Genomic DNA, 24,330 nt, shown 5'->3' with positions numbered 1-24,330 from the left:
CCTTTCGAATCCGTATTCTTCAAATCGTTACTATCAATCTAATTTAGCACCCTCAGTGCTACAATGCGTCACTCCGCAGCTTTTTCCCCCTAAACCATGAGACGCAGCGCTTCGATTAAAGACTGAGCATCGGGGGTTTTCGCAACCGCTACATTACGGACCATCTCTGTAGGGAGCGTCTGTGCCGTTGCTTGACTAATTGCGACAAAATCCACTTTCGTGCCCGCGGGCAACTGCTGGACAAGCCTTTGAGCCGAGTTTGGGGAGAAAACAGGAAATATGGCCTTATTAGAGCCTAATATGACTTGGTGTACGTCCTCAGACAGCGCCTGTTTCTCCTGCCGATAAACCACAGATCGTTGGGTGGAAATTCCAACATTAGAGAGCCGTTCACTCAGATCACCACGCGTCTCTTTTCCGCAGTAATGCACGAGCGTGTCCTGCGCCTCAACGCCTGCGAGATCGGCGCAAATCCGCTTGAAGAGCGCATCTGCGTCTCCGCCTGCCGACCGCGCTTGCCAGCCTTTCGTTGCGGCAACTTCTGCTGTCCTGTCGCCGACGCACCATGCGATACCGGTTCCGCCGGGCGCGTGTTCCACCCCATAAGACGAGGTAAAGATCGCGGTCGCCGCTGGCTCTAAGTTGGAGGTTCGCGGCTCTGGAACAATCCGCGTCACCGGAGCCTCTATGATCCTCGCCTCGATACCGCTCGCCGCAACAGCCTGCGCGAACCGCGCATTTTGCGCTGCGGGGCGGGTCAGGATGATCACGGGTTTCACGGCGGACATTGTCTCACCCATTGTTTGCGCGGGCCTAGAGTGTTAGCTGCCTATATCAAACGGCGCAATGGCAGACCATGACGGACACTCTCACCCTTCTCGGTATCGAAAGCAGCTGCGATGACACATCGGCGGCTGTGGTGCGCCAAGCAGGCGAGGCCGCGCCGGAAATCCTGTCCAATGTGGTTTACGGCCAGACCGAGTTACACGCTGCTTTCGGGGGTGTCGTTCCGGAAATCGCGGCGCGGGCCCATGCCGAAAAGCTGGATTTGGCGGTCGAAGAGGCTTTGTCTCAGGCGGGAATAGGATTTTCAGACGTTGACGCCATCGCTGTCACCGCCGGGCCGGGCTTGATCGGTGGTGTGATCTCTGGCGTGATGTGTGCCAAGGGGCTTTCGGCGGGTCTGGGTATTCCTTTGGTTGGCGTGAACCACCTTGCGGGCCATGCGCTGACGCCACGTTTGACGGATCAAATCGCCTTTCCCTATCTGATGCTATTGGTCAGCGGAGGGCATTGCCAATTTCTGATTGCACACGGACCTGAAGAATTCACGCGTCTGGGCGGCACCATTGACGATGCCCCCGGAGAAGCCTTTGACAAAACCGCGCGGCTTTTGGGCCTGCCGCAACCCGGCGGCCCCAGCGTCGAAGCTGAAGCCAAGTCGGGTAACCCCAAGCGCTTTGCGTTCCCAAGGCCACTGCTGGATCGTCCGGGTTGTGATCTGTCATTCTCTGGTCTCAAGACTGCTCTGTTGCGCGCGCGCGATGCAATCGTCGCAGAGAAAGGCGGGCTAACGCGCCAAGACCGCGCGGACCTTTGCGCGTCATTTCAGGCGGCAGTGGCGGATGTACTAGCCAAGAAAACCGCACGCGCTTTGGAAACATATCTCGCGGAAAATCCCGAAACGCCGATCCTTGCCGTCGCAGGTGGCGTCGCCGCAAACCAGACCATTCGCGGTGCATTAGAGACTGTTTGTGCAGATCACGCGGTGGATTTCACCGCCCCGCCTCTCGCGCTGTGCACCGACAACGCCGCGATGATTGCCTATGCGGGCCTCGCGCGTTTCAAGGCAGGGCATCAGGACGATATGTCCCTTGTTGCGCGCCCTCGCTGGCCACTGGACAAGAAAGCCCCTGCCCTTTTGGGTGGCGGCAAGAAAGGAGCCAAAGCATGAGCATTTTGGTCCTTGGCGCGGGCGCTTTCGGCACGTCTTTGGCGCAGAGTTTCGCCCTCGGAGGCACAGAGGTGACGCTTTGGGGACGGGATGCAGACTCCATCGCGGCGCAAGACAGGACTCGACAAAGTGCCCGCCTGAAAGACGTGCGTTTCAGCGACCTCGTGACGTTGACGCCGGACCTACCCCAAGATCTGCCCGACGTGGTTTTGCTGGCCGTTCCACTTCAGACGCTCCGCTCTGTTCTTGCAAGTTTCCCGCAACTCAACGGCAAAACGCTGGTCGCCTGCTGTAAGGGCATCGAGCTTTCAACCGGCAAAGGCCCTGTGTCCATCATCCAAGACATATACCCCGACGCAACCGGCGCGATCCTGACGGGCCCGAGCTTTGCCCAAGACATCGCCATTGGTCTGCCAACAGCCCTGACTTTGGCCTGCGCAGATGACGCAAAGGGCCAAGCCCTCCAAGACAGGCTCAAAGCGCCCAACCTGCGGATCTATCGCACTACGGATGTCATCGGAGCCGAACTCGGCGGCGCGCTTAAGAACGTGATTGCGATTGCGTGTGGGGCGGCCATTGGCGCAGGCCTCGGCGAAAGCGCCCGCGCAGCGCTTATGACGCGCGGATTTGCGGAAATGAAACGCATGGCCCATGCGCTGGGCGCGGATCGGGCCACGCTTTCGGGACTTTCGGGTTTCGGAGACCTGTCGCTCACTTGCAGCTCGACGCAATCGCGCAACTATCAATTTGGCCTCGCGCTTGGGCGGGGCGAACCCTTTGACCCGAATATCACCGTCGAAGGCGCCGCCACCGCACGCGCAACACTGACGCGCGCAACAGGACTTGGCCTCGACATGCCCATCACCCAAGCGATCGTCGGATTGCTTGACCAGAAACTCAACCTAAGCGAGGCTATGGAGCAACTTCTGGCCCGCCCCCCGAAAGAGGAATAACCCATGCGTTTTGCCCTGATTGCGAAAGACAAACCCGGTGCACTTGAGGTCCGCAAAGCCAATCGCGACGCTCATGTGGCCTATCTGAAATCCTCCGATGCAGTCGAAATGGCAGGCCCGTTTCTGGACGATAACGGTGAGATGTGCGGATCGCTGATCATTCTGGACCTACCCGATATGGCCGCCGCCGAGGCCTGGGCCGCGCAGGATCCTTATAAGGCAGCTGATCTCTTTCAATCGGTCGAAATCACTGCGTGGAACAAGGTGATCGGCTGATGCGCTACTGGCTGTTCAAATCCGAACCCTCGACCTGGAGCTGGGACGATCAGGTTGCCAAAGGCGACGCAGGCGAGGAATGGGACGGCGTACGCAACTACCAGGCGCGCAATTTCATGCGCGAGATGAAACTGGGCGATCGCGGGTTTTTCTATCATTCACAAAAGGAGAAATCCGTGGTCGGCGTGGTCGAAGTCTGCGCCGAGGCCCATCCGGACAGTACCACCGACGACCACCGCTGGGAGTGCGTGGATATCAAGGCCGTGGTGCCTGTGAAAACGCCAGTGTCACTGGATATGATCAAGGCCGATCCGCGGCTGGCCGAGATGGTTCTGGTCAAGAACTCTCGGCTGTCCGTGCAGCCCGTGACCGAGGACGAGTGGCAGGTGATCTGCGACATAGCGGGCGTTGAAACCTAGCCAGACCCCGAAAATTCTCGCATAGTTCCCTCGCTTAAACCCCAATTCATGGAGGGACGAATGGGTTTTGTGAGTGTGATTGCGGCGGCTGTTGCCGCTTATGTGTTCGGTGCGGTCTGGTATATGGCGATGGCCAAACCCTGGATGGCCGCTTCCGGGGTTGAGGTCGGTGAGGACGGGCGGCCTGCCAATTCGAAAAACCCTATGCCCTATATCGTGTCGATCATTTGCCTGATCATCGTGGCAGGCATGATGCGGCATATGTTTGCGTTGTCGGGCATCACCGAACCGGGAAAAGGCCTGATCGCAGGGCTAGGTGCGGGCCTGTTTCTGGCGGTGCCGTGGTTGGCGACCAACTACACTTTTGCCGGCCGGCCGCGCGCGCTGATCCTGCTGGACGGTATCTATGCGACCGGCGGCAGCGCGATCATCGGCTTGGTTCTGACGCTGATCTGAAAATGTGAACGGGGACGCGCCTGTTCACAGCGCGTCCCCGTTCCCCCGAAACCCCACACACCAAAGCATGTAAATGCATCATGGTTTCCCCAGAGATCTAGCGAGTGTGGCGCGGAAAATCAAATTCCAAGACATTATAAATAAAGTGAAATTTGATTAAACTCTGGTGTGGGAAAGCCCGCGTTTCCGCGGGCCTCGGACTTAGCCGTAAATGGACTCTTTGCCGAAATGTTTGGTCAGCATGTAATAGACCACGGCGCGGTACTTGTTGCGCTCGGAGCGACCGTAAGTGTCCATCACGGAATTGATCGCATCCATCAGCTGCGGGCCGTCCGCAAGGCCCAGTTTCTTGATCAGGAAGTTGTTCTTTACGGTTTCCAGCTCGCTCTCCTGAGTGGCGGCAACCGTCGAAGCATCCGCGTTATAGATCGCTGGACCGCAGCCCAAAGTGACCTTTTCCAGCAGGTCCATATCTGGCTCCATACCGCATTTGTTGCGCAGATCATCCGCGTATTGAGCGATCAAATCGTCGCGTTTTCCCATTTTCTTTCTCCCACCTGCAAAAAAGCAAACAACATTAAAGACAGCGCCGAGTGGTGCTTGGGAGTGAGCCTAGCCGTATTGACCAAACCCACAAAGGGAAAACTTCCCGCTATTCCCCGCAAATTCATGCGAAAAGCGACCAGATGCGTGACGTTTTCGGTGTGGACGCGCGATGACCTTGGGTCGCATGCTTCCCCTGTAACGGCATAGGGGAGAGATGCCATGCAGGGATCATTAACACGGGAACAGGCGCAACAGTATCAGGACAAAGGCTATGTGGCCGGTCTGACCGCGTTTTCCTCTGAGGACGCGGCGGGGTTGCGCCAGCAGGTTGAGACTTTGGAACAGATGTATGCCGCTGGTGCTGACGGCTTTGATCTGGGACAGTTCTTTCGCGTGAACGGTCATCTGGTCATCCCTTTGCTGGCACAGGTGTCGCGTACGCCTCAGATCCTTGATCAAGTTGCCTCGATCCTTGGGCCGGACCTTTTGGTCTGGTCAGTTGAACTCTTCATCAAAGAGCCGGGCACGAAGTCCGTCGTCAGTTGGCATCAGGACATCACCTATTGGGGCATGGGCGAAACAGACGAAGAGCTGACGGCTTGGATCGCGCTTTCTGACGTAAGCGTCGAGGCGGGCTGCATGCGGTTCATCCCCGGCAGTCACAAAAACAAGATCGTAGCGCATGAGGACACCTTTGATGAGGACAACCTCCTGTCGCGTGGCCAAGAAATCGCGGGGATTGACGAGACGAAAGCCGAGCACGGGCCCCTGAAACCCGGGCAGATGTCGTTTCATCATGGGCGGACATTCCATGCCTCCTCGCCGAATAACTCCGATGACCGCCGGATCGGTTTGGCGATCCGTTATGTCACCCCGGGCGTACGGCAATCGGCGCAAGGACGCGATTACGCGATGCTTGTGCGCGGCAAAGACGCCGAGAACGGCTGGATCCATATCGCAGGCCCCAATCGCCTGTTTGATCCCGAAGACCTCGCGCTCTATCGTGAGGTTCTCAATCATCAATCCACCACCTTGGCCGCAGGGGCCGAGGGTAATGTGGGCATGTATCAGGCGGAAGGTGCGTCATGAGCGAAGAAAAACTGGTCAGCTTCACCCAGATGAAGGATGGCACCAAGGAAGACTATCTTCTGCTGGCCGAGCTGGAGAAACCCTATCTGGGTATGACCGCTGATCGCGTGCTTGACGAAATGCGCCGCCATGGAGAGGCCTCGCTTGAAGGGTATCGCATCAATCGGCTCCAACATGGATTGCAATCGGCCACTCGCGCAGAAGCGGATGGCGCTGATATCGACTGGATTGTTGGGGCTTTGTTGCATGACATCGGCGATGGGCTTGCACCGCAGAACCATGATCGCTTCTCCGCCGAGGTGATCCGTCCATTTGTGCGCTGGGATGTGTCTTGGGTGGTCGAGCATCATGGGATTTTCCAGATGCTCTATTATGGCAAACACTATGGCTGGGACGAAAACGCGCGGGATCAGTTTAAGGATCACCCGTGCTTTGACAGCTGCGCGGCCTTTTGCGAGCGGTGGGATCAGTCATCTTTTGATCCCGAGTATCCGATGAAGCCGCTTTCGCATTTCGAACCCATGGTGCGCGAGGTCTTTGGGCGTAAGGCTTACGATCCAGAGGTGCTCCGCGAGGGGTTTGTGTCGGAGCTTTTTTGCGTCTCAAATAGGTCTTAAGTTCGAATAATCCGCATGAGTGGCTCAAATTCAAATAATGCCGAGCGGTTTCCCGCGGCGGGTTCGAGTTCCAACAACAGGCCCTCTTCTACCAAGGCGCGTGAAAGTCTTATCGCCGTTGGTTTAGGTATACCGCTTCGCCCTGTAAAGCGGGCGTTCCGGAAGATCGGGTTTTTGAAGATGAAATCTTGAGCTTGCAAAGTCCATTGCGAGTTTAACGCCTCTCGGAAAACATCTTTCATATCTTCATAAAGGGTTGTTATTGCCAAGGCGGTCTTAAGGTTTTGTTCTGCTTGGCTCGCGACGGCCTCTAGAAAGAATCCACACCATCCCGTCCAGTCGCCAGAGGCTGAAACTTGGCGCATCCTTTCAATATACTCAGCCTTATTTTCCTCAAAAAACGCGCTGATGTAAAAGTGAGGCTCGGAAATAAGACCCTTTTTCCAAAGTGCCAGCGTAATCAACATCCGCCCAATCCGCCCATTACCATCATTGAAGGGGTGTAGAGCCTCAAATTCTACATGAGAAAGCGCGATGTTTAGCAAAGGCGGAAATTGACCTGAGTTCGTAAATTCCATCAATGATGCCATGGCAGGCTCAAGCTGCTCAGGCGAAATAGGTGTAAAAGAGATCTGACGGGATACGTCATCGCCAATGTAATTTTGTTCGGTCTTGTATTCTCCTGGTTTCTTTTGCGCGCCCCTACCGAGGCCCAAAAGGGTATTGTGTGCGGAGCGGATAAGATGCTCGCTGATGGGATATCCTGACGAGAGACTCTGTTGAGCGCGCTTTAGGGCGGCCGCATAAAGAACGACCTCTAGGGTTTCCAATCGTACATTTGACGGCGCTTCGTCGTCATTTGTGTCCGCCTCATATCGAAGGACTTCGTCAATCGTGGAAATCGTTCCTTCCATTCGAGACGATACTACAGCTTCCTGACCACGAAGGGGTGTCACAAGAAAGTCGCTGTTTGGAAGCGCCTGCAATGTCTGATCGTACCGAGCCAAAGCGGCACAGGCATTCCCCATCGGCACAAACAATTTCTCGTAGTCCAATGAGGTAGGTGGAAACTCACCGTAATGGTAAGTTACGTTGTCATCGAAGTTATAGCGATCAATAGGAAGGCGCATACTGTATCTAGATTTGTCGATTAGATTTCGTTTTTTTTGATGTAAAAGCCTGCTTGCTTATACTGTAGTATTCACAAACACATTTGAAAATCAAAAATACAAAAAAATGACTCACAAGCCCGTTTGAGATTCACATATTATCGTCAAATCCGCTCGAGAATCAAAAACACTACAATATGATTCACAAAAAAAGCCCAGACAAAGCCGGGCCTTTTTCTTTCGATGGCATCTGAGCTTAATAGCGATAATGCTCAGGCTTAAACGGACCTTCTGGCGTCACGCCAATATAGGACGCTTGCTCCTTGGTCAGCTTGGTCAGCTTCGCGCCCACGCGATCAAGGTGCAGCGCAGCCACTTTCTCGTCCAGATGCTTCGGCAGGATATAGACTTCGTTCTTGTACTGATCGCCACGCAGGAACAGCTCGATCTGCGCCAGAACCTGGTTGGTGAAGGAGGCTGACATCACGAAGGATGGGTGGCCTGTTGCGTTGCCAAGGTTCAGAAGGCGACCTTCCGACAAGAGGATGATGCGATTGCCGGATGGCATCTCGATCATGTCCACTTGCTCTTTGATATTGGTCCACTTGTGGTTCTTCAGAGCCGCAACCTGGATCTCATTGTCAAAGTGGCCGATGTTGCCAACGATCGCCATATCCTTCATCGCGCGCATATGCTCGATGCGGATGATGTCTTTGTTGCCGGTGGTGGTGATGAAGACGTCCGCAGTGGCGACTTCGTCTTCCAGCAGGGTCACTTCGAACCCGTCCATCGCGGCTTGCAGCGCGCAGATCGGATCGGCTTCGGTCACTTTCACCCGCGCACCTGCACCCGCCAGAGACGCAGCAGAGCCTTTGCCCACGTCGCCATAGCCGCAAACAACCGCCACTTTACCCGCCATCATCGTGTCGGTCGCGCGGCGGATACCGTCAACGAGGCTCTCTTTACAGCCGTATTTGTTGTCGAACTTGGACTTGGTGACCGAATCATTCACGTTGATCGCAGGGAAGGGCAGCTGGCCGTTTTTCTGCAGCTCATACAGGCGATGCACGCCAGTGGTGGTTTCCTCAGACACGCCCATGATCTGGTCGCGAGTCTTGGTGAACCAACCAGGGGAGGCCGCCATCCGCTTCGCGATCTGCGCTTTGATGACCTCTTCTTCTTCGGACTGAGGCACTGGGATGATGTCTTCGCCCGCCTCGGCACGAGCGCCTAGCAGAACGTAAAGCGTCGCATCGCCGCCATCGTCGAGGATCATGTTCGGGCCGTCTTCAAACAGGAAGGATTTATCCAGATAGTCCCAATGCTCTTCCAGAGACTGACCCTTGATCGCAAAGACAGGAATACCCGCATCCGCAATCGCCGCCGCCGCGTGGTCTTGGGTCGAGAAGATGTTACAGGACGCCCAACGCACATCCGCGCCCAATGCGACCAGCGTCTCGATCAGGCAAGCCGTCTGGATCGTCATATGCAGAGATCCAACGATGCGCGCGCCTTTCAGCGGCTTTTCCTCGCCATATTCCTTGCGCAGCGCCATCAGGCCCGGCATCTCGGTTTCAGCAATATCGAGTTCCTTGCGGCCAAAACCAGCCAACGCGATGTCTTTAACAATATAGTCTGTCGGCATGTGCCCGCTCTCCTGACCAATACGAATTTCGCGTTCGCATAACACTCAAGAGCGCTTGCGACAATGGTCAAGTAGGTCGTGGTCCCGCCCAGTCTAGCCTTTGAGGCCTTCTGCCAACTCCATGGGCTCTTTGGTAAAGAAATTCGTACCCACGGCGACCACACAGGATACGCCTTCAGGGCTGGTCAAAAGCATGGTGAAGGTGCCGGTTTTCTCCGACGCCCAGACCTCGACCATGGTCTGCACATTCTTGTTGCCCTGAAGCCCGCCCGCCACGAGGCTTTCTGAATAGCTGTTTTGCAATTTGGCGACCACGGTTTCGCGCACGCCACAATTTTCACGCGCCAGCGACGGCTGCGCCACAGCCAAAAGACCGAAAAGCAGTCCCGAGATTGTCAGTCGTTTGAACATAGTAACTCCTGCTCTCTGAATGGTTTCTGGCAGGAGGACACGCGGGAGGAACGCGCGTCCCCCTCGCACTAGATATTGATCCAACTGTATCGCACATGCACCCGCAACAGGCGGAGATTTCGGCGACAGACCTAGTCGAACGTATTGAGTGTCAGCGCTATTTTGTAAAAACTCAAGCGCGAAAGTTGAGTTTGTAACCAATTTATGACACTATATGTTGTAATTGTCGCGCTCCCCCGCTGCGACAATCGCTGTAGCTAGACAAATTCCCTGCAAGGCACAGGGATTGTTTTTTGCGTGTCGTTGCCAAGAATCCATTGCGATCCCCGCCCAGCTAGGGGACACTCCGTCAAAAATACAGGACATCACATGGCGCGCGCATGGCAAAGGATGCTGTCTGGTCGGAGGCTTGACCTCTTGGACCCGACTCCGGTGGACATCGAAATCGAAGACATCGCCCACGGCCTCGCCTTTGTGGCGCGCTGGAATGGGCAGACTCTGGGCGACTACGCCTATTCGGTGGCGGAACATTCGCTGCTTGTCGAAGAGCTCTATGCGCGAATGAACCCCAAAGCCCCGACCAAATGGCGCTTGGCCGCCCTTCTGCACGACGCCCCTGAATATGTCATCGGCGATATGATCTCTCCGGTCAAAGCCGCGGTCGGACCCGGCTATGGGGCGTTGGACGAAAGATTAACGGCAGCGATCCATATTCGCTTTGGACTGCCTGCGGTGATTCCCAAGACCGTGAAGGCGCAAATCAAACGTGCCGATAAGGTCTCGGCCTATATGGAGGCGGTTCAAATTGCGGGTTTCACCGAAGCTGAGGCCGCCAAGCTCTTCGGACAGCCCAAACCCGAGATCATAGAAGGCCTGACAATCGATCTGCGCCCTCCGGTTCAGGTCCGGCGCGCTTTCACAGAACGTCATGACACGCTGATGAGGTCGCTATGAGCATCACAATTCGCCCAGCGCACGCACAGGATGCACAGGGAATGGCCGAGGTGCTCAACGAAATCATCCAGATCGGTGGCACCACGGCCTACACCGACCCCGTGACGCCGGACTATTTGGTAGGCCGCATGTTCGAAGCCACCGACGCCTCAGCTTGGCACGTCGCCATCGATGACTCCGGCGACTGCGTTGGGTTTCAATGGGTCACCACAGCCACCTACCTACCGCCGGAGGCCTGCGAAATCGCAACTTTCGCCAAAACAGGCCGGACAGGGCTGGGCATCGGTACCAAGCTTTTTGCCGCAACCAAAGCCGCAGCCATCTCGCTTGGCTACAGTTGGATCAACGCCAATATCCGCTCGGACAATGACAGTGGCTTGGCTTATTACACAGCAAAAGGCTTCAAGGACTATGATCGCCAGATCGGTATCGAACTGGCAAATGGCCAAGTGGTCGACAAAACCCTCAAACGCTACGATCTCTCATGACCATTCGAATTCGCCACGGAAGCGCACTGGACGTCCGGTCCGCAACCCGTTTGCTGAACGAGATCATAAACGTCGGAGGCACAACCGCTCTGACCAAGGAAGTGACGAAAGACGAGATGGAGGGCTGGCTATTTGGCGACGCCGGACGCACAGCCTGGCATGTCGCGGTAGATGAGCAGGACCAGGTGCAGGGCTTTCAATGGATCGGCCCCTGGCCGGATTTGCCCCCTGAGGCCTGTGAAATCGGCACCTTCGTTAAGATCGGCCAAACCGGGCTTGGGATCGGCTCGCAGCTTTTTGAGGCCACCAAATTGGCCGCGTTGGATCTGGGGTTTGACTGGATCAACGCCAACATCCGGTCCGACAATGAAAGCGGGCTCACCTACTATCAAAGCCGCGGGTTCCGGACATATCGATACGAAGAAAACGTGACATTGCCAAGCGGCCAGACCGTAGGCAAAACCCACAAACGCTACGACCTCAAGGACTAACGCGCTTTCATCTTGCCAAAAATACTCGCGCCGCAGGCAGCGCCCGAAAAGGGCGCTTTAGCGTGGGCTGCGTTTCGCCAGAATGCGCTGAAGCGTACGGCGGTGCATATTCAGACGGCGCGCCGTTTCGGACACATTGCGATCGCAGAGCTCATAGATCCGCTGGATATGCTCCCAACGCACACGGTCCGCGCTCATCGGGTTTTCCGGCGGCGGCGGCAGCTCGCCACGTTCAGACAACAGAGCATTCACGATGTCCTGAGCATCCGCCGGTTTCGCCAGATAATCCGTGGCGCCTGCCTTTACAGCCGCAACTGCCGTGGCAATCGCACCATAGCCCGTTAGGATCACAACCCGACAGTCTTCGCGCTTGTCCTGCAAGACTTCGACGACATCCAAACCGTTGCCATCATCCAGACGCAGATCCACAACCGCATAGGCCGGAGGCCGTGCGGTGGCAATTGCGCGCCCGGCAGCCACGGACTCGGCCGTTTCAACAGCGAACCCGCGCTTTTCCATCGCCTTGGCGAGACGTTTCAGAAAAACCTCATCGTCGTCGACCAACAACAGACTATTGTCAGATCCGATCTCGAGAAGTGCCTGGTCAACCATCTCTGGGCCTCCAATTCTATAACCGGTATTTTAGATACCTATTATTCGACTTTGCGTCAAACACATTCATCTTATGCGTTGTTCACAAAGCAGGCAATCTGATCTGCCGTTTGTTCCGCAGACGCGTCGCGACGGAAAAACTCAACGAATCCATGCTCGGGCAACATCAAGTAGGTGAAAGTCGAATGATCCACGAGATAGAACTCGTCCTCGCTTTCGTTGATCTTGTAATAGGACTTATAAGCGCGCGTCGCGGCTTTAAGCTGATCGGCAGTGCCTGTCAGGCCTAGCATTTTCGGATGCAGATAGTCCGTCCATTCCTTCAACACTTCAGGCGTGTCGCGATCCGGATCCACCGAAACAAAAACCGGCGTGGTCGAGATCCCCTGACCCTCAAGTATTTCGACGGCTTCGGCATTGCGGGCCGCATCAAACGGACAAGCATCCGGGCAGAACGTATAGCCAAAATAAACCAACGTCGGCTCAGTGATCACATCCTTATCTGTGACGATTTTGTTGTCCTCATCCACCAAAGTGAACGGACCGCCAATCGCGCCGCCACCACCCGCGACTTGCGAGGCGCGGCACTGGGCAAAGACGTCTCCGCCAGGGTTTTGCGACACATACCAAACCCCACCCAATAAAGAGAGGATCGCAACCGTAGACACAGCGGCAATTGCACGAACCATAGGGACATCCTTTCAAAGTCACGGCGATAGGTAGGCCGCTTCTCACAATGGGGCAAGAGAGCAGAGCTTCACATTCGCATCACCGCGCCAATCCACCGCATGGTTTGCCTATCAGGATCAGACAGCCTATCCCTGTTGCGCAAGAAGGAGACGCCGCATGCCCGAAACCCCCGTCCAGCTTATCTCTGGCAATCGCCGTGGCAATTGGATTTCCTTGCGGACGATCACGATGGTGCGGTGGATCGCTATCATCGGTCAGGTTACCGCCCTGATCGTGGCCCAGCAGTTCTTTCACCTAGATCTGGAATACGAACTTTGCTTTCTGGCCATTGCCGTGTCGGCTTTGGTGAACATCCTTGGCTATTTCACCTTTCCCGAAAACAAACTTTTGACGGAAAGCGAAAACGCGGCATTGTTGCTGTTTGACCTACTGCAACTGTGTTTTCTTTTGTTTCTGACCGGAGGCTTGAACAACCCCTTCTCGATCCTCGTTGTTGGGCCTGTGACGATTTCCGCCGCGACGCTTTCTGTGCGGATGACCGCGATACTGGCCTCTGTCACCATTGCTTTGGTGGCCATGATGACCCAGTTCTATTTCCCACTGCGCACGGCATCTGGCGTCATTCTGGAAACACAGCAGATCTTTCTGATTGGCAGCTTTGCCGGGATCGTCATCGCCGTGCTGTTCTCGTCGATCTATTCCCAGCGTGTTGTCTCGGAAATGTCTTCAATGGCCGAGGCCCTGGCTGCCACCCAGATGGCCCTAGCGCGAGAACAAAAATTGACGGATCTCGGGGGTGTGGTCGCCGCAGCGGCACATGAGCTTGGCACGCCTCTGGCGACGATCAAACTGACCAGCGGCGAATTGATGGAGGAGCTCTCGGACAATCCAGAACTGCAGGAAGACGCGGCATTGATCCGTCAGCAAGCAGATCGCTGTCGGGATATCCTGCGATCCATGGGGCGGGCCGGCAAAAGCGATCTGCACATGCGCAGCCTGCCCCTCTTGACCGTTATCGAAGAGGCCGCCGAGCCCCATAGTGACCGCGGCAAAGACGTCACCATTGATGAAACCATTTCGGATGACATCCTCGGCGAGGAACCCATGGTTCAACGCCGCGCCGAAATCGTGCACGGGCTGCGCAACCTGATCCAAAACGCCGTGGATTTCTCGAAGTCCTCGGTGCGGGTTGAGGCCACTTGGACCAATGAGTTTGTTTCGGTCTGTGTGATCGACGACGGGCCAGGCTTTCCCAATCATGTGATTGGCCGGATCGGTAGCCCGATGTTGCGACGCGGACGAAGCGAGAAGGACAAGAAGCGCAGGCCTGGCTATGACGGCATGGGATTGGGTCTGTTTATAGCCAAGACTTTGCTGGAACGCACGGGCGCAACGCTGCACTTCGCGAACCTCACGTATGAGACCGCCTCACATAGCGGCGCCATTGTCGAGGTGTCTTGGCCCCGTAAGGCAATTGAAGCGCAGGCCGATAGCCCACTGTCCGCCGAGAACCCGCAGATCCAGTAGATCAACTTTGGTCTCCCACGCCATCTTCTTTGCGTTAATACTTTGTTAACCATTTTTGCTGATCCTTAGGCGTTGCGATGCCGTAGGGAAAAATGCTGGTTTCTGACTCCGCCTTACTAGCGATTCAGCTTGGGCTTATAGGTGCTTGTGTGCTTGGCCTCGTACTTGTGGGCATTCGAGGCGCCTTATCGCAGTCTTCTTCGCGGCGTTGGCAATACCAACGCGAAGAGTCGCCTCTGGTGCTTCTCTTTGAGAACGGCGTATTGATTGACGCCGATCGCGACGCAACCGCGCTCTTGGGGACGCAGGAACTTAAGGACGTGACTTGGGCTCATGTTCGTGGCGTGGTTGCCAATCGAATCGCGACGATCCCGGTCTCTTTGGGCAACAACAACGATCCAATCCGAACCTATCCAATCAACGCAAGACCCGGAGAACTCAGGGCAACGCTTGAACAATGGAACAAATACGCGAAGCTCTCGCTGCACAATTGGCCTACGCAAAACAAACGCAAGGCTGGCGTCCGAGTCCCAGTATCTGAGTTCGAGTCTTTGACCAACGCATCCATGGACTCGCCATTTCCGATTTGGAGAATGTCGGATCAAAACAAGGTTATTTGGGCGAACCCTGCCTTTTTTAAAGAATGCGGTAATCGTTTTCGGCTTGGCGAACACGCGGACAAAATGAAGATCCGAATTCCGGATGATCTCAAATCCGGAGAGTCGTTTCGTGTGTCTTATGAATCCGAACATCACGGCAGCACGCGCCATTTCGACATAACGATGATTGCCAACGGAGGGTCGCGCACATTCTTTGCGGTAAACGCAGACAAGGCCGTGCAGGCGGATGATGCACGGCGAAATTTTGTTCAGACGCTGGCAAAGACATTTGCTCAACTCTCAACCGGCCTAGCGATCTTTGACAGGGACCGGCGGCTTGTCTTGTTCAACCCTGCCCTTTTGGATCAATTTGGCCTGCCCGCAGGTTTCCTGAGTGGCGAACCCACACTAAACGCCTTCTTTGACAAGCTTCGCCAAGACCGCATGATCCCCGAGCCACGCAATTATGGATCTTGGCGTGAGCGCATCATGCATATGGTGCTGGATGCCACTGACGACCGCTACCGCGAAATCTGGCCACTGCCATCGGGCGAAACTTTTCGTGTTACTGGACGCCCGCATCCAAATGGCGCAGTGGCGTTTCTGTTCGAAGACATCAGCGCCGAACTGTCTCTGGAGAGGCGATTTCGTGCGCAATTGGACATCACAAAAGCCGTCATCAACAATCTTCCCTCAGCAATCGCCGTTGTCTCCCCCGGAGGGAGTTTCTCGATGACCAATGCCGCTTTCCAAAAGATGTGGCATGTCGACCCTGACAGCTCCATCGCAAATTTCACCTGGGTCGATTTCGAGAAGATTTGGCAAGATAAGGTGAAAGAGACTCTGATAATCGGGAGCCTCAGTAACTATTTGCGCCTATATCACGATCGACATGGCTGGGTTCGCGAGTTGAATCAGGAGTCCGGCAAGATCTTGCGAATTCAAGCGGATCCGATCATGGGTGGTTACACTATTCTGACATTTCACGAAGGCACCGTGCCGGTCCCAATCGACGCAAAAAAACTCACAACCAACTAGGCGCTTGCTGGTTGCAGGTGAGGCAGGGCGTAGTATCTTTGCACTATGACCCAGCGCAATTTTTCGCTCGACTTAACCGAACCGGATGCCACCACCCAGCTGGCAAAAACCATCGCACCGCGTCTGAGTGCGGGCGACGTGCTGCTGTTCACCGGTGATATCGGCGCTGGAAAAACCCATTTTGCACGCGCACTGATCCAAAGCCTTTTGCCAGAGCCAGAGGATGTTCCGTCGCCGACCTTTACTCTGGTCCAGATCTATGAGGTGTATCAATTCGAAATCTGGCACGCGGATCTCTATCGGTTGACCAGTCCGGACGAGGTGGTCGAACTGGGCCTGATTGACGCGTTCAGCGATGCGCTATGTCTGGTCGAATGGCCCGACCGTCTGGCGGAGCTTGCGCCGTCCTCGGCCCTTTCGGTATCCATGCGTATGACAGAACATCCCGGCCAACGTGCGCTCACCTTCACATGGGAGGCTGCGAAATGGGACGAAAAACTCGCAGGTCTGGATGACCTCTGATCTTCACCCCGAGGGTGCGCGCTTTCTTGCGAACTCCGATTGGGCTTCGGCCGCAATAGCCGCGCTGACCCAAGACGCATCCGCGCGTAAATACTTTCGTCTGACCAAGCAGACCCGGGACACGGCCATTTTGATGGATGCATCCCAAGCTCCGTCAGATGAAATGGCACGATTCCTGAAGATCGGCCGCCATTTACGGAAGATCCACCTGTCTGCTCCAGAAATCTATGCAGAAGCCCCAGGCTTTTTGGTCCTGGAGGACTTTGGTGACCTGCGTTTCGCGGACATGCCCGGCGATCAAGGCAGTCGCTATCCGATAGCTCTTGATGCTGTGTTGCATCTGCAGGCACATCCAGCGCCGCAAGGCTTACCCATTTGTGACGCGGCGCATCTCGGAGAGCTCGCCGCCACAGCATGGCAATGGTACGCGCCCGCCAGTACCGGAGAACGCGACGCCTTGGGGCAGTCGATTGTGGACTTGGTTGAGGCGCTCGCAAACAACCTGCTCCCGAAGCCAAGCTGCTTGATGCTACGAGACTTTCACGCAGAGAACATTATGTGGCTTCCCCAGCGTAGCGGCACATCAAGAGCCGGTCTGTTGGATTTCCAGGATGCAATGCTGGGGCACCCCGCCTTCGATGTGGTGTCTCTGTTGCAAGATGCGCGGCGGGATATTTCTCCTGATTTCGAACTGGAGATGTGCACCTACTTTCGAAAACGCGCCTCGATCAGTGAGGATGAGTTTACCACAACCTATGCAGCCCTCGGAGCCATTCGCAACCTGCGCATCATCGGTATGTTTGCGCGTCTGTCGCGTCTGCTGCACCGGCCCAGCTATGTCGATTTCATTCCGCGAGTCTGGGCGTATCTGGAGCGCGATTTGGCGCATCCGGACCTCAATGACCTACGGAAGATTGTGGATGAGACACTTCCATTTCCCGCCGAGACTCACCTGAATTTTCTGAGAACCGAATGCCTGACACCCCCACCTCAGTGATGATATTTGCCGCTGGTTTTGGAACACGCATGGGCGAACTGACCCGCTCGACTCCCAAGCCCTTGATCAAGGTAAATGGCAAAGGCCTCATCGACCACACTCTGGACTTGGTTGACGGCATTTCGCCCGAGATCACAGTTGTAAATGCCCACTATCTGGCCGATCAAATCGTCGATCATTTGGCGGAAAAAGACGTCAAAATCAGCATCGAAAAACCGGACATTTTGGATACCGGAGGAGGCTTGAAGGCGGCGTTGCCATTTTTGAAACAATCCCCGGTTTTCACCAGTAACAGTGATTGTATCTGGGACGGTCCCAATCCGTTTCGTCTTTTGTTAGAGTCGTGGAACCCGAAACGCATGGATGCGCTTTTAGTGTGTATTAGGGTCGAAAATTGCCTTGGTAGAGTCTCTCCTGGGGACTTCAGTATTGACGAAAATGGCATGATTTCCCGAAAAGGCGAATTCGTCTATGGTGGCGTTCAGATCATTAAAACAGACCGCGTAAAAGCCCATCCAAATCGAACATTCTCGCTGAATGAAATCTGGGATCAGATTGCGCAGGACAAGCGGCTCTTTGGGCTGGACTACCCTGGACGATGGTGCGACGTCGGACACCCGGACGGGATCGCGTTGGCCGAAGGGCTTTTGAGGGGGCAAGATGTTTGAAATCACAGGCAAGCCGAACGTCTTTGGCGTCGCGCCCGGCGTCGATTTTCCGCGTGCTCTGATCGAGGGTCTCAAGGCGCGGATGCAGTCCCACCCCCCCGAGGCTATGGCGCGTGTTGAGGTCATCGTTAACACCCAGCGGATGGCGCGGCGGATGCGGCAATTGTTTGATCAGGGTCCGCCGATGCTCTTGCCGCGGGTCAAGCTGCTGACCAGCCTTGGGCAGTCGCTCAAGACCCCTTTGCCGCCCGCGGTCAATCCTTTGCGTCGACGGTTCGAACTGACCCAGATCATCGCACGGCTTTTGGAGCAACAACCCGACCTCGCTCCGCGCGCGTCGCTTTTTGATCTGGCTGACAGTCTTGCGACGCTCATGGATGAAATGAACGGCGAGGGTGTGTCGCCGGACGCCATTGCCGCGTTGGATATCAGCGATCAATCGGGCCATTGGGAACGGGCGCAGCAATTCTTTGGCATTGCGCGTCGGTTTCTAGCCACCGTCGCAGAAGAACCAGACGCCGAATCCCGCCAAAGACAGATCGTCGAGGCGCTAATCGCCCAGTGGGAGGTCGCGCCACCGGATCATCCGGTGATTTTGGCGGGCTCAACAGGTTCGCGGGGCACGACAATGTTGCTGATGCAGGCTATCGCGCGGCTGCCGCAGGGGGCATTGATCCTGCCCGGGTTCGATTTTGATACCCCGGCCTCTGTTTGGGCGACGCTTGGGGATGCACTCTCGGCAGAGGATCACCCGCAATATCGGTTCAACAAAATCCTGCGTGGTTTGGACATGTCGCCCATGGATGTTCAACCCTGGACCGAGATCCAAGCGCCAAGCCCCGCGCGTAATCGGCTTGTGTCGCTGGCCCTTCGCCCAGCGCCGGTCACAGACCAATGGCTGTCAGAAGGCCCAAGTCTGACTGATCTGCACGCGGCCTGCGAAGACATCACTTTGGTCGAAGCGGGATCAATGCGCGATGAAGCCCTCGCCATTGCCATGCGACTAAGGCAAGCTGCCGAGGATGGCGTGACTGCGGCTTTGATCACGCCCGACCGGATGCTAACCCGCCAGGTCACAGCCGCATTGGATCGTTGGAATATCTTGCCAGATGACTCGGCGGGTACGCCTTTGCAATTGTCTCCTCCGGGGCGGTTTTTACGGCATGTTTCGGCTCTGTTTCAGCAGGAATTGACGTCAGAGGCTTTGCTGACCCTGCTTAAGCACCCACTGACGCATTCGGGTTCTGACCGCAATACGCACCTTCGTTTGACGCGAGACCTCGAACTTTACCTTCGCCGCAAGGGGATCACCTTTCCGACGGCCGAAAAGCTCACGGCTTTCGGTGCCGGACAGAAAGATGCCTCGGACTGGTTGCAGTGGCTTGCATCGCATTTCTGCGATCAGGTTTCGCTCGAAGAGATTTCGCTGGACGCTCGCGTCACAGCACACCTCGATTTGGCTGAACGGATCGCGCGGGGATCTACCGCAGCGGACGGCAGCGGCGGTCTTTGGGACGAGAAAGCCGGTCGCGAGGCGATCCGCATTGTCTCGCAACTACAGTCCAACGCGGGCTATGCTGGCGAGATGACGGCGGGCGATTATGCCGACCTGTTTGGCGCGGTCTTGTCGCGCGGCGAAGTTCGGGATCGTGACGCACCGCATCCATATATCCTGATCTGGGGCACCCTCGAAGCGCGGGTGCAGGGTGCGGAACTTTTAATCCTTGGTGGGCTCAATGAGGGCAGTTGGCCCGAAAGCCCATCACCTGACCCGTGGCTCAACCGAAAAATGCGCCATGACGCAGGGCTTTTGCTGCCGGAGCGTCGTATTGGCCTGTCCGCACATGACTTCCAGCAGGCAATTGGCGCGAAAGAGGTCTGGTTGACGCGCTCTATCCGTTCAGATGAGGCGGAAACCGTTCCTTCGCGCTGGATCAACCGCCTCGCCAACCTTTTGTCCGGTCTGAGGGAGCAAGGCGGACCGGATGCTCTGACGGCTATGCGATCACGTGGCGCCACTTGGCTTGACCGCGTGGCGCAACTCGAAGCCGTCGCACAAACTGAGCCGGCGCACCGCCCCGCCCCGCGGCCGCCTGTCAGCGCGCGGCCGACACGATTGTCCGTGACAGAGATCAAACGGCTGATCCGCGACCCCTATGCTATTTACGCAAAACATGTCCTAAGCTTGCGTACCTTGGATCCACTCATGAAGCTGCCTGATGCCCTGCTGCGTGGCATCGTGGTGCATGAGGTCCTGGAGCAATTCGTCAAAGACGTAGACGCAGACCCAAACAATCTGACCCACGCGCATTTGATGCAGATTTCAGAGACTATTCTTGCAGAAAACGTACCCTGGAACGCGGCTCGCGCCCTCTGGATTTCCCGCATGGAACGCGTCTCTGGGCATTTTATCGCGGGCGAAACCTCTCGTCGCAAACACGCCAAACCCGCCGGGTTTGAAACCCGTGCTCGGTCAGAAATCCCCCATCTGGGATTCACTCTGAGTGGCACGGCCGACCGGATCGACCGTGATGAAAACGGCAATCTGCTGATCTATGACTACAAGACCGGAACACCCCCGTCGCCCGAGGAACAAAAGTTCTTTGACAAGCAGCTGTTGCTTGAGGCTGCGATGGCAGAACGCGGCGGGTTTGAGGGCATCACCCCGTCCGAAGTGGTGGCCGCGATTTACCTTGGTCTTGGGAATACTCCGAAGGACGTTGCTGCGCCTTTGGTTGACACGCCGCCTGCGCAGATCTGGACCGAATTCGAGCAATTGATCACGAAATACCAGGATCCCGAGCAGGGCTACACGGCCCGCCGCGCGCTGCGCAAGGATACGGACATCGGTGACTATGACCAGCTCGCGCGATTTGGGGAATGGGAAGTGACCGACGCGCCCAAGCCGGAGGATCTGACGTGAAGATGAACGATGCAACACGCCGACAGGTCCAAGCGGCCCAGCCACGGGCCTCGACATGGCTGAATGCAAACGCGGGCAGCGGTAAGACGCGGGTTTTAACGGATCGCGTGGCACGGCTTTTGCTGCAAGGGGTCGAGCCTCAGCATATTCTCTGCCTGACCTACACCAAAGCCGCTGCATCCGAGATGCAGAACCGTCTGTTCAAACGTCTTGGTGCCTGGGCCATGAAGGATGATCGCGAGCTGCGGCATGAGCTGGAAGAGCTGGGCATCGATGGCCCCGTAGACCGCGCCAGACTGCGGGATGCTCGGACGTTGTTTGCGCGCGCGATTGAAACGCCGGGCGGGCTGAAGATCCAAACCATCCATTCTTTCTGCGCGTCGTTGCTGCGCCGGTTTCCGTTAGAGGCCGGTGTGTCGCCTCTGTTTCGAGAGATGGAGGATCGCGCGGCAACGCTCTTGCGCGAGTCGATTGTCGAAGAGTTGGCAGGGGGGGATGACGCGGAACTTGTGGCGCAATTTGCTCAGGTCTTTACTGGAACGGATTTCCAACAGATCTCGGCGGATATCGCGAAACACAGCGCGGCCTTTGTGCAGGATCCATCCTGGGAAGCAATCTGTGCAGCATTGGGGATCGATCCTCAAATGTCCGAAAATGTCATCGCCTCTGAGGTGTTTTTGGGCGACGAGGCGTCGCTCTTTAGTGCCCTCATCGCTGCGATGAAAACAGGGAGTGTAACTGATCAGAAAAATGCGTCCAAACTCGAAAAAGTCTCTGATTTCGACTATGGGGATTTGAGTATCCTCGAAGACGTGTGTCTTATCAAGAAAACGCCGTTTTCTGCTAAGATAGGGTCTATACCAACCAAGAAATTGCAGTCGGACTACCCCGACCTGACGGAAAAACTGAACAAGTTAATGGCGCGGGTCGAAGAGGCGCGTCCCAAGCGGTTGGCCCTGGCAAATGCCCAACGATCCTTAGCGCTTTGGCGCTTTGGTCATGCCTTCGTCAAAAGGTATGAAAATCAAAAGCAAAAATTGGGTTGGCTGGACTTTGACGACCTGATCTTACGGGCACGTGATTTGCTGAATGATCCAGCCGTGGCCGCTTGGGTTCTGTATCGTTTGGACGGTGGCATCGATCACATTCTGGTCGACGAGGCGCAGGATACCAGCCCCGAGCAATGGCAGGTCATCGAGCGCTTGGCGCAAGAATTCACGTCTGGCGAAGGCGCGCATGACGCAGAGCATCCGCGTACGATCTTCGTCGTCGGGGACAAGAAGCAGTCGATCTATTCCTTCCAGGGGGCCGACCCCGCCGAGTTTGATCGCATGCGCGAAGAGTTCGCGGCGCGGCTGGATGGCTCGCGAACGCCGTTGCAGAAATCCGAACTCGAACATTCGTTTCGGTCGTCCTATGCAATCCTTCGGGTGGTCGATGAATGCTTTAAGCTGCGCGCGGACACGGATTTCGAGCAGCACATTGCGTTTAACAGCGACATGCCGGGGCGGGTCGATCTGTGGCCTGTGATTGAACCTACAGCAAAAGCGGAAGAGGGCGACTGGTTCGATCCCGTCGACCGACTTTCGGAAATGCATCACACGGTTCACTTGGCGCGCATGATTGCGGATCAAATCAAACGCATGATCGCGACGGGCGCTACAATTCCCGCTGGCAAGGATGAAACCGGGGTCTACAGCCAACGCAGGGTGCGGGCTGGAGACTTTCTAATCCTCGTGCAACGCCGCTCTGACCTGTTCCAAGAAATCATCCGCGCCTGCAAAGCCGCGGACCTGCCCATCGCGGGGGCAGACCGGCTGAAAGTCGGAGCCGAGCTCGCGGTGCGCGACCTAGCAGCCTTGTTGAGCTTCCTCTCCACGCCGGAAGACAGCCTCTCTTTGGCAACGGTGCTAAGGTCACCACTCTTTGGCTGGAGCGAGCAGGCGCTGTTCGACCTCGCGCACCGTCGTGAGGTGCCGTTATTGTGGCAAGCGCTGCGCGATCGAGGCGACGAGTTTCCGGAAACCATGGAGATCCTCGGCGATCTCATGGGGCAAACCGATTTCTTGCGGCCTTACGACCTAATCGAGCGCATTCTGACCCGCCACAAAGGCCGTGCGAAACTCTTGTCACGGCTGGGGTCCGAGGCTGAGGACGGGATCAATTCGCTTTTGAGTCAGGCGCTGGCTTATGAGCGGTCTTCCGTGCCCAGTCTGACCGGCTTTCTGGTTTGGATGGAAACAGATGATCTGGAAATCAAACGTCAGATGGATTCCGCCGAAGACCGTATTCGCGTGATGACGGTGCATGGCTCTAAAGGGCTTGAAGCGCCGATTGTAATTCTGCCCGACACCGGCAAGCGCAACCGGCCCAGCGCGCCGGCGATCCTTGATGCAGATGGGGTGCCGTTGTGGACCGGACCAAGTGCCGAGATGCCCGAGGCGGTTTCCGAGCGCAGAGTGGCCTTGGCGGATCGTCAGATGGAGGAACGGCAACGGCTGCTTTATGTCGCCATGACCCGCGCAGAGAAATGGCTGGTCGTGGCGGCCGCCGGGGATTTGGATAAATCTGGCGAGACTTGGTACCAGACCATCGAAGCGGGGATGAAATCGGCGGGAGCGGTTCCGCAGGATTTTTTGATCGGGCAGGGGCTTCGGTATTCGCATGGGGATTGGGGTGGACCCATCGAGGACGCGCCTTCGGCCAAAATAGCGAATTCTGGTGAATTAGAGCCTGTTTTTGCCCAAGATGCCCCGATGGTGACTACACCTTCCAAGACACTCAGCCCCTCTGAGCTGGGTGGCGCCAAGGCTTTGGCCGGAGAGGCCGGATTAGACGAAGAAACGGCCAAAGCAAGAGGGTCTGCTATCCATGCATTGCTGGAAAACCTCCCAAATCACCCGCCAGAGGACTGGGAATGTGCCGCACAGCACATCCTCGACCTCACGGATGCGGACCCAGCAGATACCACCCTGCTGACAGAGGCGGCGCGTGTTCTCAAAAGCGAACATCTGACCCATGTATTTGCCGAAGATGCCCTGGTCGAGGTTTCCATTTCTGCACATCTGGGGTCAAACCGACTGCACGGCACAATCGACCGTTTGATCGTCACGCCGGACCGCATTCTCGCGATCGATTTCAAGACAAATGCGGTCGTGCCACAAAGCGTGGACACGGTGCCCGAAGGCCTCATGCGTCAGATGGGCGCCTATGCCCACGCCCTTGCGCAGGTCTATCCTGATCGCCGCATCGAGACCGCGCTTTTGTGGACGAAATCAACCGAACTCATGCTTTTGCCTCAAGAATTGGTGAATGACGCACTCCATAGGGCGCTAGCTGCTTGACG

The 24,330-nt window shown here is 56.3% G+C and carries 24 protein-coding genes; 17 read left to right on the top strand and 7 right to left on the bottom strand.

What is annotated here, in order from left to right:
* Positions 1-89 precede the first annotated feature (89 nt).
* The gene (locus tag HZ995_RS06400; RefSeq protein WP_209357826.1) at positions 90-788 is read right to left on the bottom strand and encodes a uroporphyrinogen-III synthase; all 699 of its coding nucleotides are present in this window, start codon (positions 786-788) and stop codon (positions 90-92) included.
* Between the two features lie 68 nt (positions 789-856).
* Between HZ995_RS06400 and tsaD the strand changes: the two genes are divergently transcribed.
* The 5 genes from tsaD to HZ995_RS06375 are packed head-to-tail and all read left to right on the top strand — an operon-like array spanning position 857 to position 4,058.
* Positions 857-1,954 carry a tRNA (adenosine(37)-N6)-threonylcarbamoyltransferase complex transferase subunit TsaD gene (gene tsaD, locus HZ995_RS06395; protein ID WP_209357825.1) on the top strand — a complete coding sequence of 366 codons (1,098 nt, stop codon included), beginning with the start codon at positions 857-859 and terminating at the stop codon, positions 1,952-1,954.
* Positions 1,951-2,907, top strand: a complete 957-nt coding sequence (locus tag HZ995_RS06390; RefSeq protein ID WP_209357824.1) for an NAD(P)H-dependent glycerol-3-phosphate dehydrogenase — start codon at positions 1,951-1,953, stop codon at positions 2,905-2,907. Before tsaD ends, HZ995_RS06390 begins: the two co-directional genes overlap by 4 nt.
* Positions 2,908-2,910: 3 nt before the next feature.
* Positions 2,911-3,183 (top strand): YciI family protein, encoded by a 273-nt coding sequence (locus HZ995_RS06385; RefSeq protein WP_209357823.1) that lies wholly within the window; start codon positions 2,911-2,913, stop codon positions 3,181-3,183.
* Complete coding sequence (locus HZ995_RS06380) at positions 3,183-3,602, top strand: EVE domain-containing protein (RefSeq protein ID WP_209357822.1); 420 nt, start codon at positions 3,183-3,185, stop codon at positions 3,600-3,602. The genes HZ995_RS06385 and HZ995_RS06380 overlap by 1 nt, the downstream gene beginning before the upstream one ends.
* A 60-nt stretch (positions 3,603-3,662) precedes the next feature.
* A complete protein-coding gene (locus tag HZ995_RS06375; protein WP_209357821.1) occupies positions 3,663-4,058 on the top strand; it encodes a DUF1761 domain-containing protein in 396 nt (131 codons plus the stop codon).
* A gap of 201 nt (positions 4,059-4,259) precedes the next feature.
* Here the strand turns inward: HZ995_RS06375 and HZ995_RS06370 are convergent, their stop codons facing one another.
* The gene (locus HZ995_RS06370; RefSeq protein ID WP_209357820.1) at positions 4,260-4,601 is read right to left on the bottom strand and encodes a DUF2853 family protein; all 342 of its coding nucleotides are present in this window, start codon (positions 4,599-4,601) and stop codon (positions 4,260-4,262) included.
* A gap of 222 nt (positions 4,602-4,823) precedes the next feature.
* On the opposite strand from HZ995_RS06370, the gene HZ995_RS06365 reads away from it, so the two are divergent.
* The gene (locus tag HZ995_RS06365; protein WP_209357819.1) at positions 4,824-5,693 is read left to right on the top strand and encodes a phytanoyl-CoA dioxygenase family protein; all 870 of its coding nucleotides are present in this window, start codon (positions 4,824-4,826) and stop codon (positions 5,691-5,693) included.
* Positions 5,690-6,310, top strand: coding sequence for an HD domain-containing protein (locus HZ995_RS06360; protein WP_245168768.1), 621 nt, complete (start codon positions 5,690-5,692; stop codon positions 6,308-6,310). Before HZ995_RS06365 ends, HZ995_RS06360 begins: the two co-directional genes overlap by 4 nt.
* On the opposite strand, the gene HZ995_RS06355 is transcribed toward HZ995_RS06360, so the two are convergent.
* From HZ995_RS06355 to HZ995_RS06345, 3 genes are all read right to left on the bottom strand, one after another.
* A complete protein-coding gene (locus HZ995_RS06355) occupies positions 6,307-7,440 on the bottom strand; it encodes a Fic family protein (protein ID WP_209357818.1) in 1,134 nt (377 codons plus the stop codon). The genes HZ995_RS06360 and HZ995_RS06355 overlap by 4 nt on opposite strands.
* A 235-nt stretch (positions 7,441-7,675) precedes the next feature.
* Positions 7,676-9,064: an adenosylhomocysteinase gene (gene ahcY, locus HZ995_RS06350; RefSeq protein WP_209357817.1), complete on the bottom strand. Its 1,389-nt coding sequence runs from the start codon at positions 9,062-9,064 to the stop codon at positions 7,676-7,678.
* Positions 9,065-9,157: 93 nt separating this feature from the next.
* Positions 9,158-9,475: a hypothetical protein gene (locus HZ995_RS06345; RefSeq protein ID WP_209357816.1), complete on the bottom strand. Its 318-nt coding sequence runs from the start codon at positions 9,473-9,475 to the stop codon at positions 9,158-9,160.
* 369 nt (positions 9,476-9,844) lie between these two features.
* Between HZ995_RS06345 and HZ995_RS06340 the strand changes: the two genes are divergently transcribed.
* The 3 genes from HZ995_RS06340 to HZ995_RS06330 are packed head-to-tail and all read left to right on the top strand — an operon-like array spanning position 9,845 to position 11,408.
* The gene (locus tag HZ995_RS06340; protein ID WP_209357815.1) at positions 9,845-10,429 is read left to right on the top strand and encodes an HD domain-containing protein; all 585 of its coding nucleotides are present in this window, start codon (positions 9,845-9,847) and stop codon (positions 10,427-10,429) included.
* Positions 10,426-10,917, top strand: coding sequence for a GNAT family N-acetyltransferase (locus HZ995_RS06335; RefSeq protein WP_209357814.1), 492 nt, complete (start codon positions 10,426-10,428; stop codon positions 10,915-10,917). The genes HZ995_RS06340 and HZ995_RS06335 overlap by 4 nt, the downstream gene beginning before the upstream one ends.
* A complete protein-coding gene (locus HZ995_RS06330; RefSeq protein WP_209357813.1) occupies positions 10,914-11,408 on the top strand; it encodes a GNAT family N-acetyltransferase in 495 nt (164 codons plus the stop codon). The genes HZ995_RS06335 and HZ995_RS06330 overlap by 4 nt, the downstream gene beginning before the upstream one ends.
* 57 nt (positions 11,409-11,465) lie before the next feature.
* Here HZ995_RS06330 and HZ995_RS06325 read toward each other — a convergent pair whose 3' ends face one another.
* Positions 11,466-12,020: an ActR/PrrA/RegA family redox response regulator transcription factor gene (locus tag HZ995_RS06325; protein ID WP_209357812.1), complete on the bottom strand. Its 555-nt coding sequence runs from the start codon at positions 12,018-12,020 to the stop codon at positions 11,466-11,468.
* Positions 12,021-12,091: 71 nt separating this feature from the next.
* On the bottom strand, positions 12,092-12,709 hold the full coding sequence (locus tag HZ995_RS06320) for an SCO family protein (RefSeq protein WP_209357811.1): 618 nt from the start codon (positions 12,707-12,709) through the stop codon (positions 12,092-12,094).
* Positions 12,710-12,866: 157 nt separating this feature from the next.
* Between HZ995_RS06320 and regB the strand changes: the two genes are divergently transcribed.
* The 7 genes from regB (at position 12,867) to addA (ending at position 24,328) form a co-directional block, all read left to right on the top strand.
* Entirely contained in the window at positions 12,867-14,237 is a 1,371-nt protein-coding gene (gene regB, locus HZ995_RS06315) for a sensor histidine kinase RegB (RefSeq protein ID WP_209357810.1), read from the top strand.
* Positions 14,238-14,476: 239 nt separating this feature from the next.
* Positions 14,477-15,874, top strand: coding sequence for a PAS-domain containing protein (locus HZ995_RS06310; protein WP_209357809.1), 1,398 nt, complete (start codon positions 14,477-14,479; stop codon positions 15,872-15,874).
* A 45-nt stretch (positions 15,875-15,919) separates the two neighbouring features.
* Entirely contained in the window at positions 15,920-16,396 is a 477-nt protein-coding gene (gene tsaE / locus HZ995_RS06305; protein WP_209357808.1) for a tRNA (adenosine(37)-N6)-threonylcarbamoyltransferase complex ATPase subunit type 1 TsaE, read from the top strand.
* The gene (locus HZ995_RS06300) at positions 16,386-17,393 is read left to right on the top strand and encodes an aminoglycoside phosphotransferase family protein (protein ID WP_209357807.1); all 1,008 of its coding nucleotides are present in this window, start codon (positions 16,386-16,388) and stop codon (positions 17,391-17,393) included. Before tsaE ends, HZ995_RS06300 begins: the two co-directional genes overlap by 11 nt.
* Entirely contained in the window at positions 17,369-18,061 is a 693-nt protein-coding gene (locus tag HZ995_RS06295; RefSeq protein ID WP_209357806.1) for a nucleotidyltransferase family protein, read from the top strand. The genes HZ995_RS06300 and HZ995_RS06295 overlap by 25 nt, the downstream gene beginning before the upstream one ends.
* The gene (addB, locus tag HZ995_RS06290; RefSeq protein WP_209357805.1) at positions 18,054-20,984 is read left to right on the top strand and encodes a double-strand break repair protein AddB; all 2,931 of its coding nucleotides are present in this window, start codon (positions 18,054-18,056) and stop codon (positions 20,982-20,984) included. Before HZ995_RS06295 ends, addB begins: the two co-directional genes overlap by 8 nt.
* 2 nt (positions 20,985-20,986) lie before the next feature.
* A complete protein-coding gene (gene addA, locus HZ995_RS06285; protein WP_209357804.1) occupies positions 20,987-24,328 on the top strand; it encodes a double-strand break repair helicase AddA in 3,342 nt (1,113 codons plus the stop codon).
* Positions 24,329-24,330 lie beyond the last annotated feature (2 nt).

It is taken from the genome of Cognatishimia activa (assembly GCF_017798205.1).
GTDB classification, from domain to species: domain Bacteria; phylum Pseudomonadota; class Alphaproteobacteria; order Rhodobacterales; family Rhodobacteraceae; genus Cognatishimia; species Cognatishimia activa_A.
The sequence above is the reverse complement of the archived record's forward strand: the minus strand, read 5'-3'. Positions and strand labels throughout refer to the sequence as shown.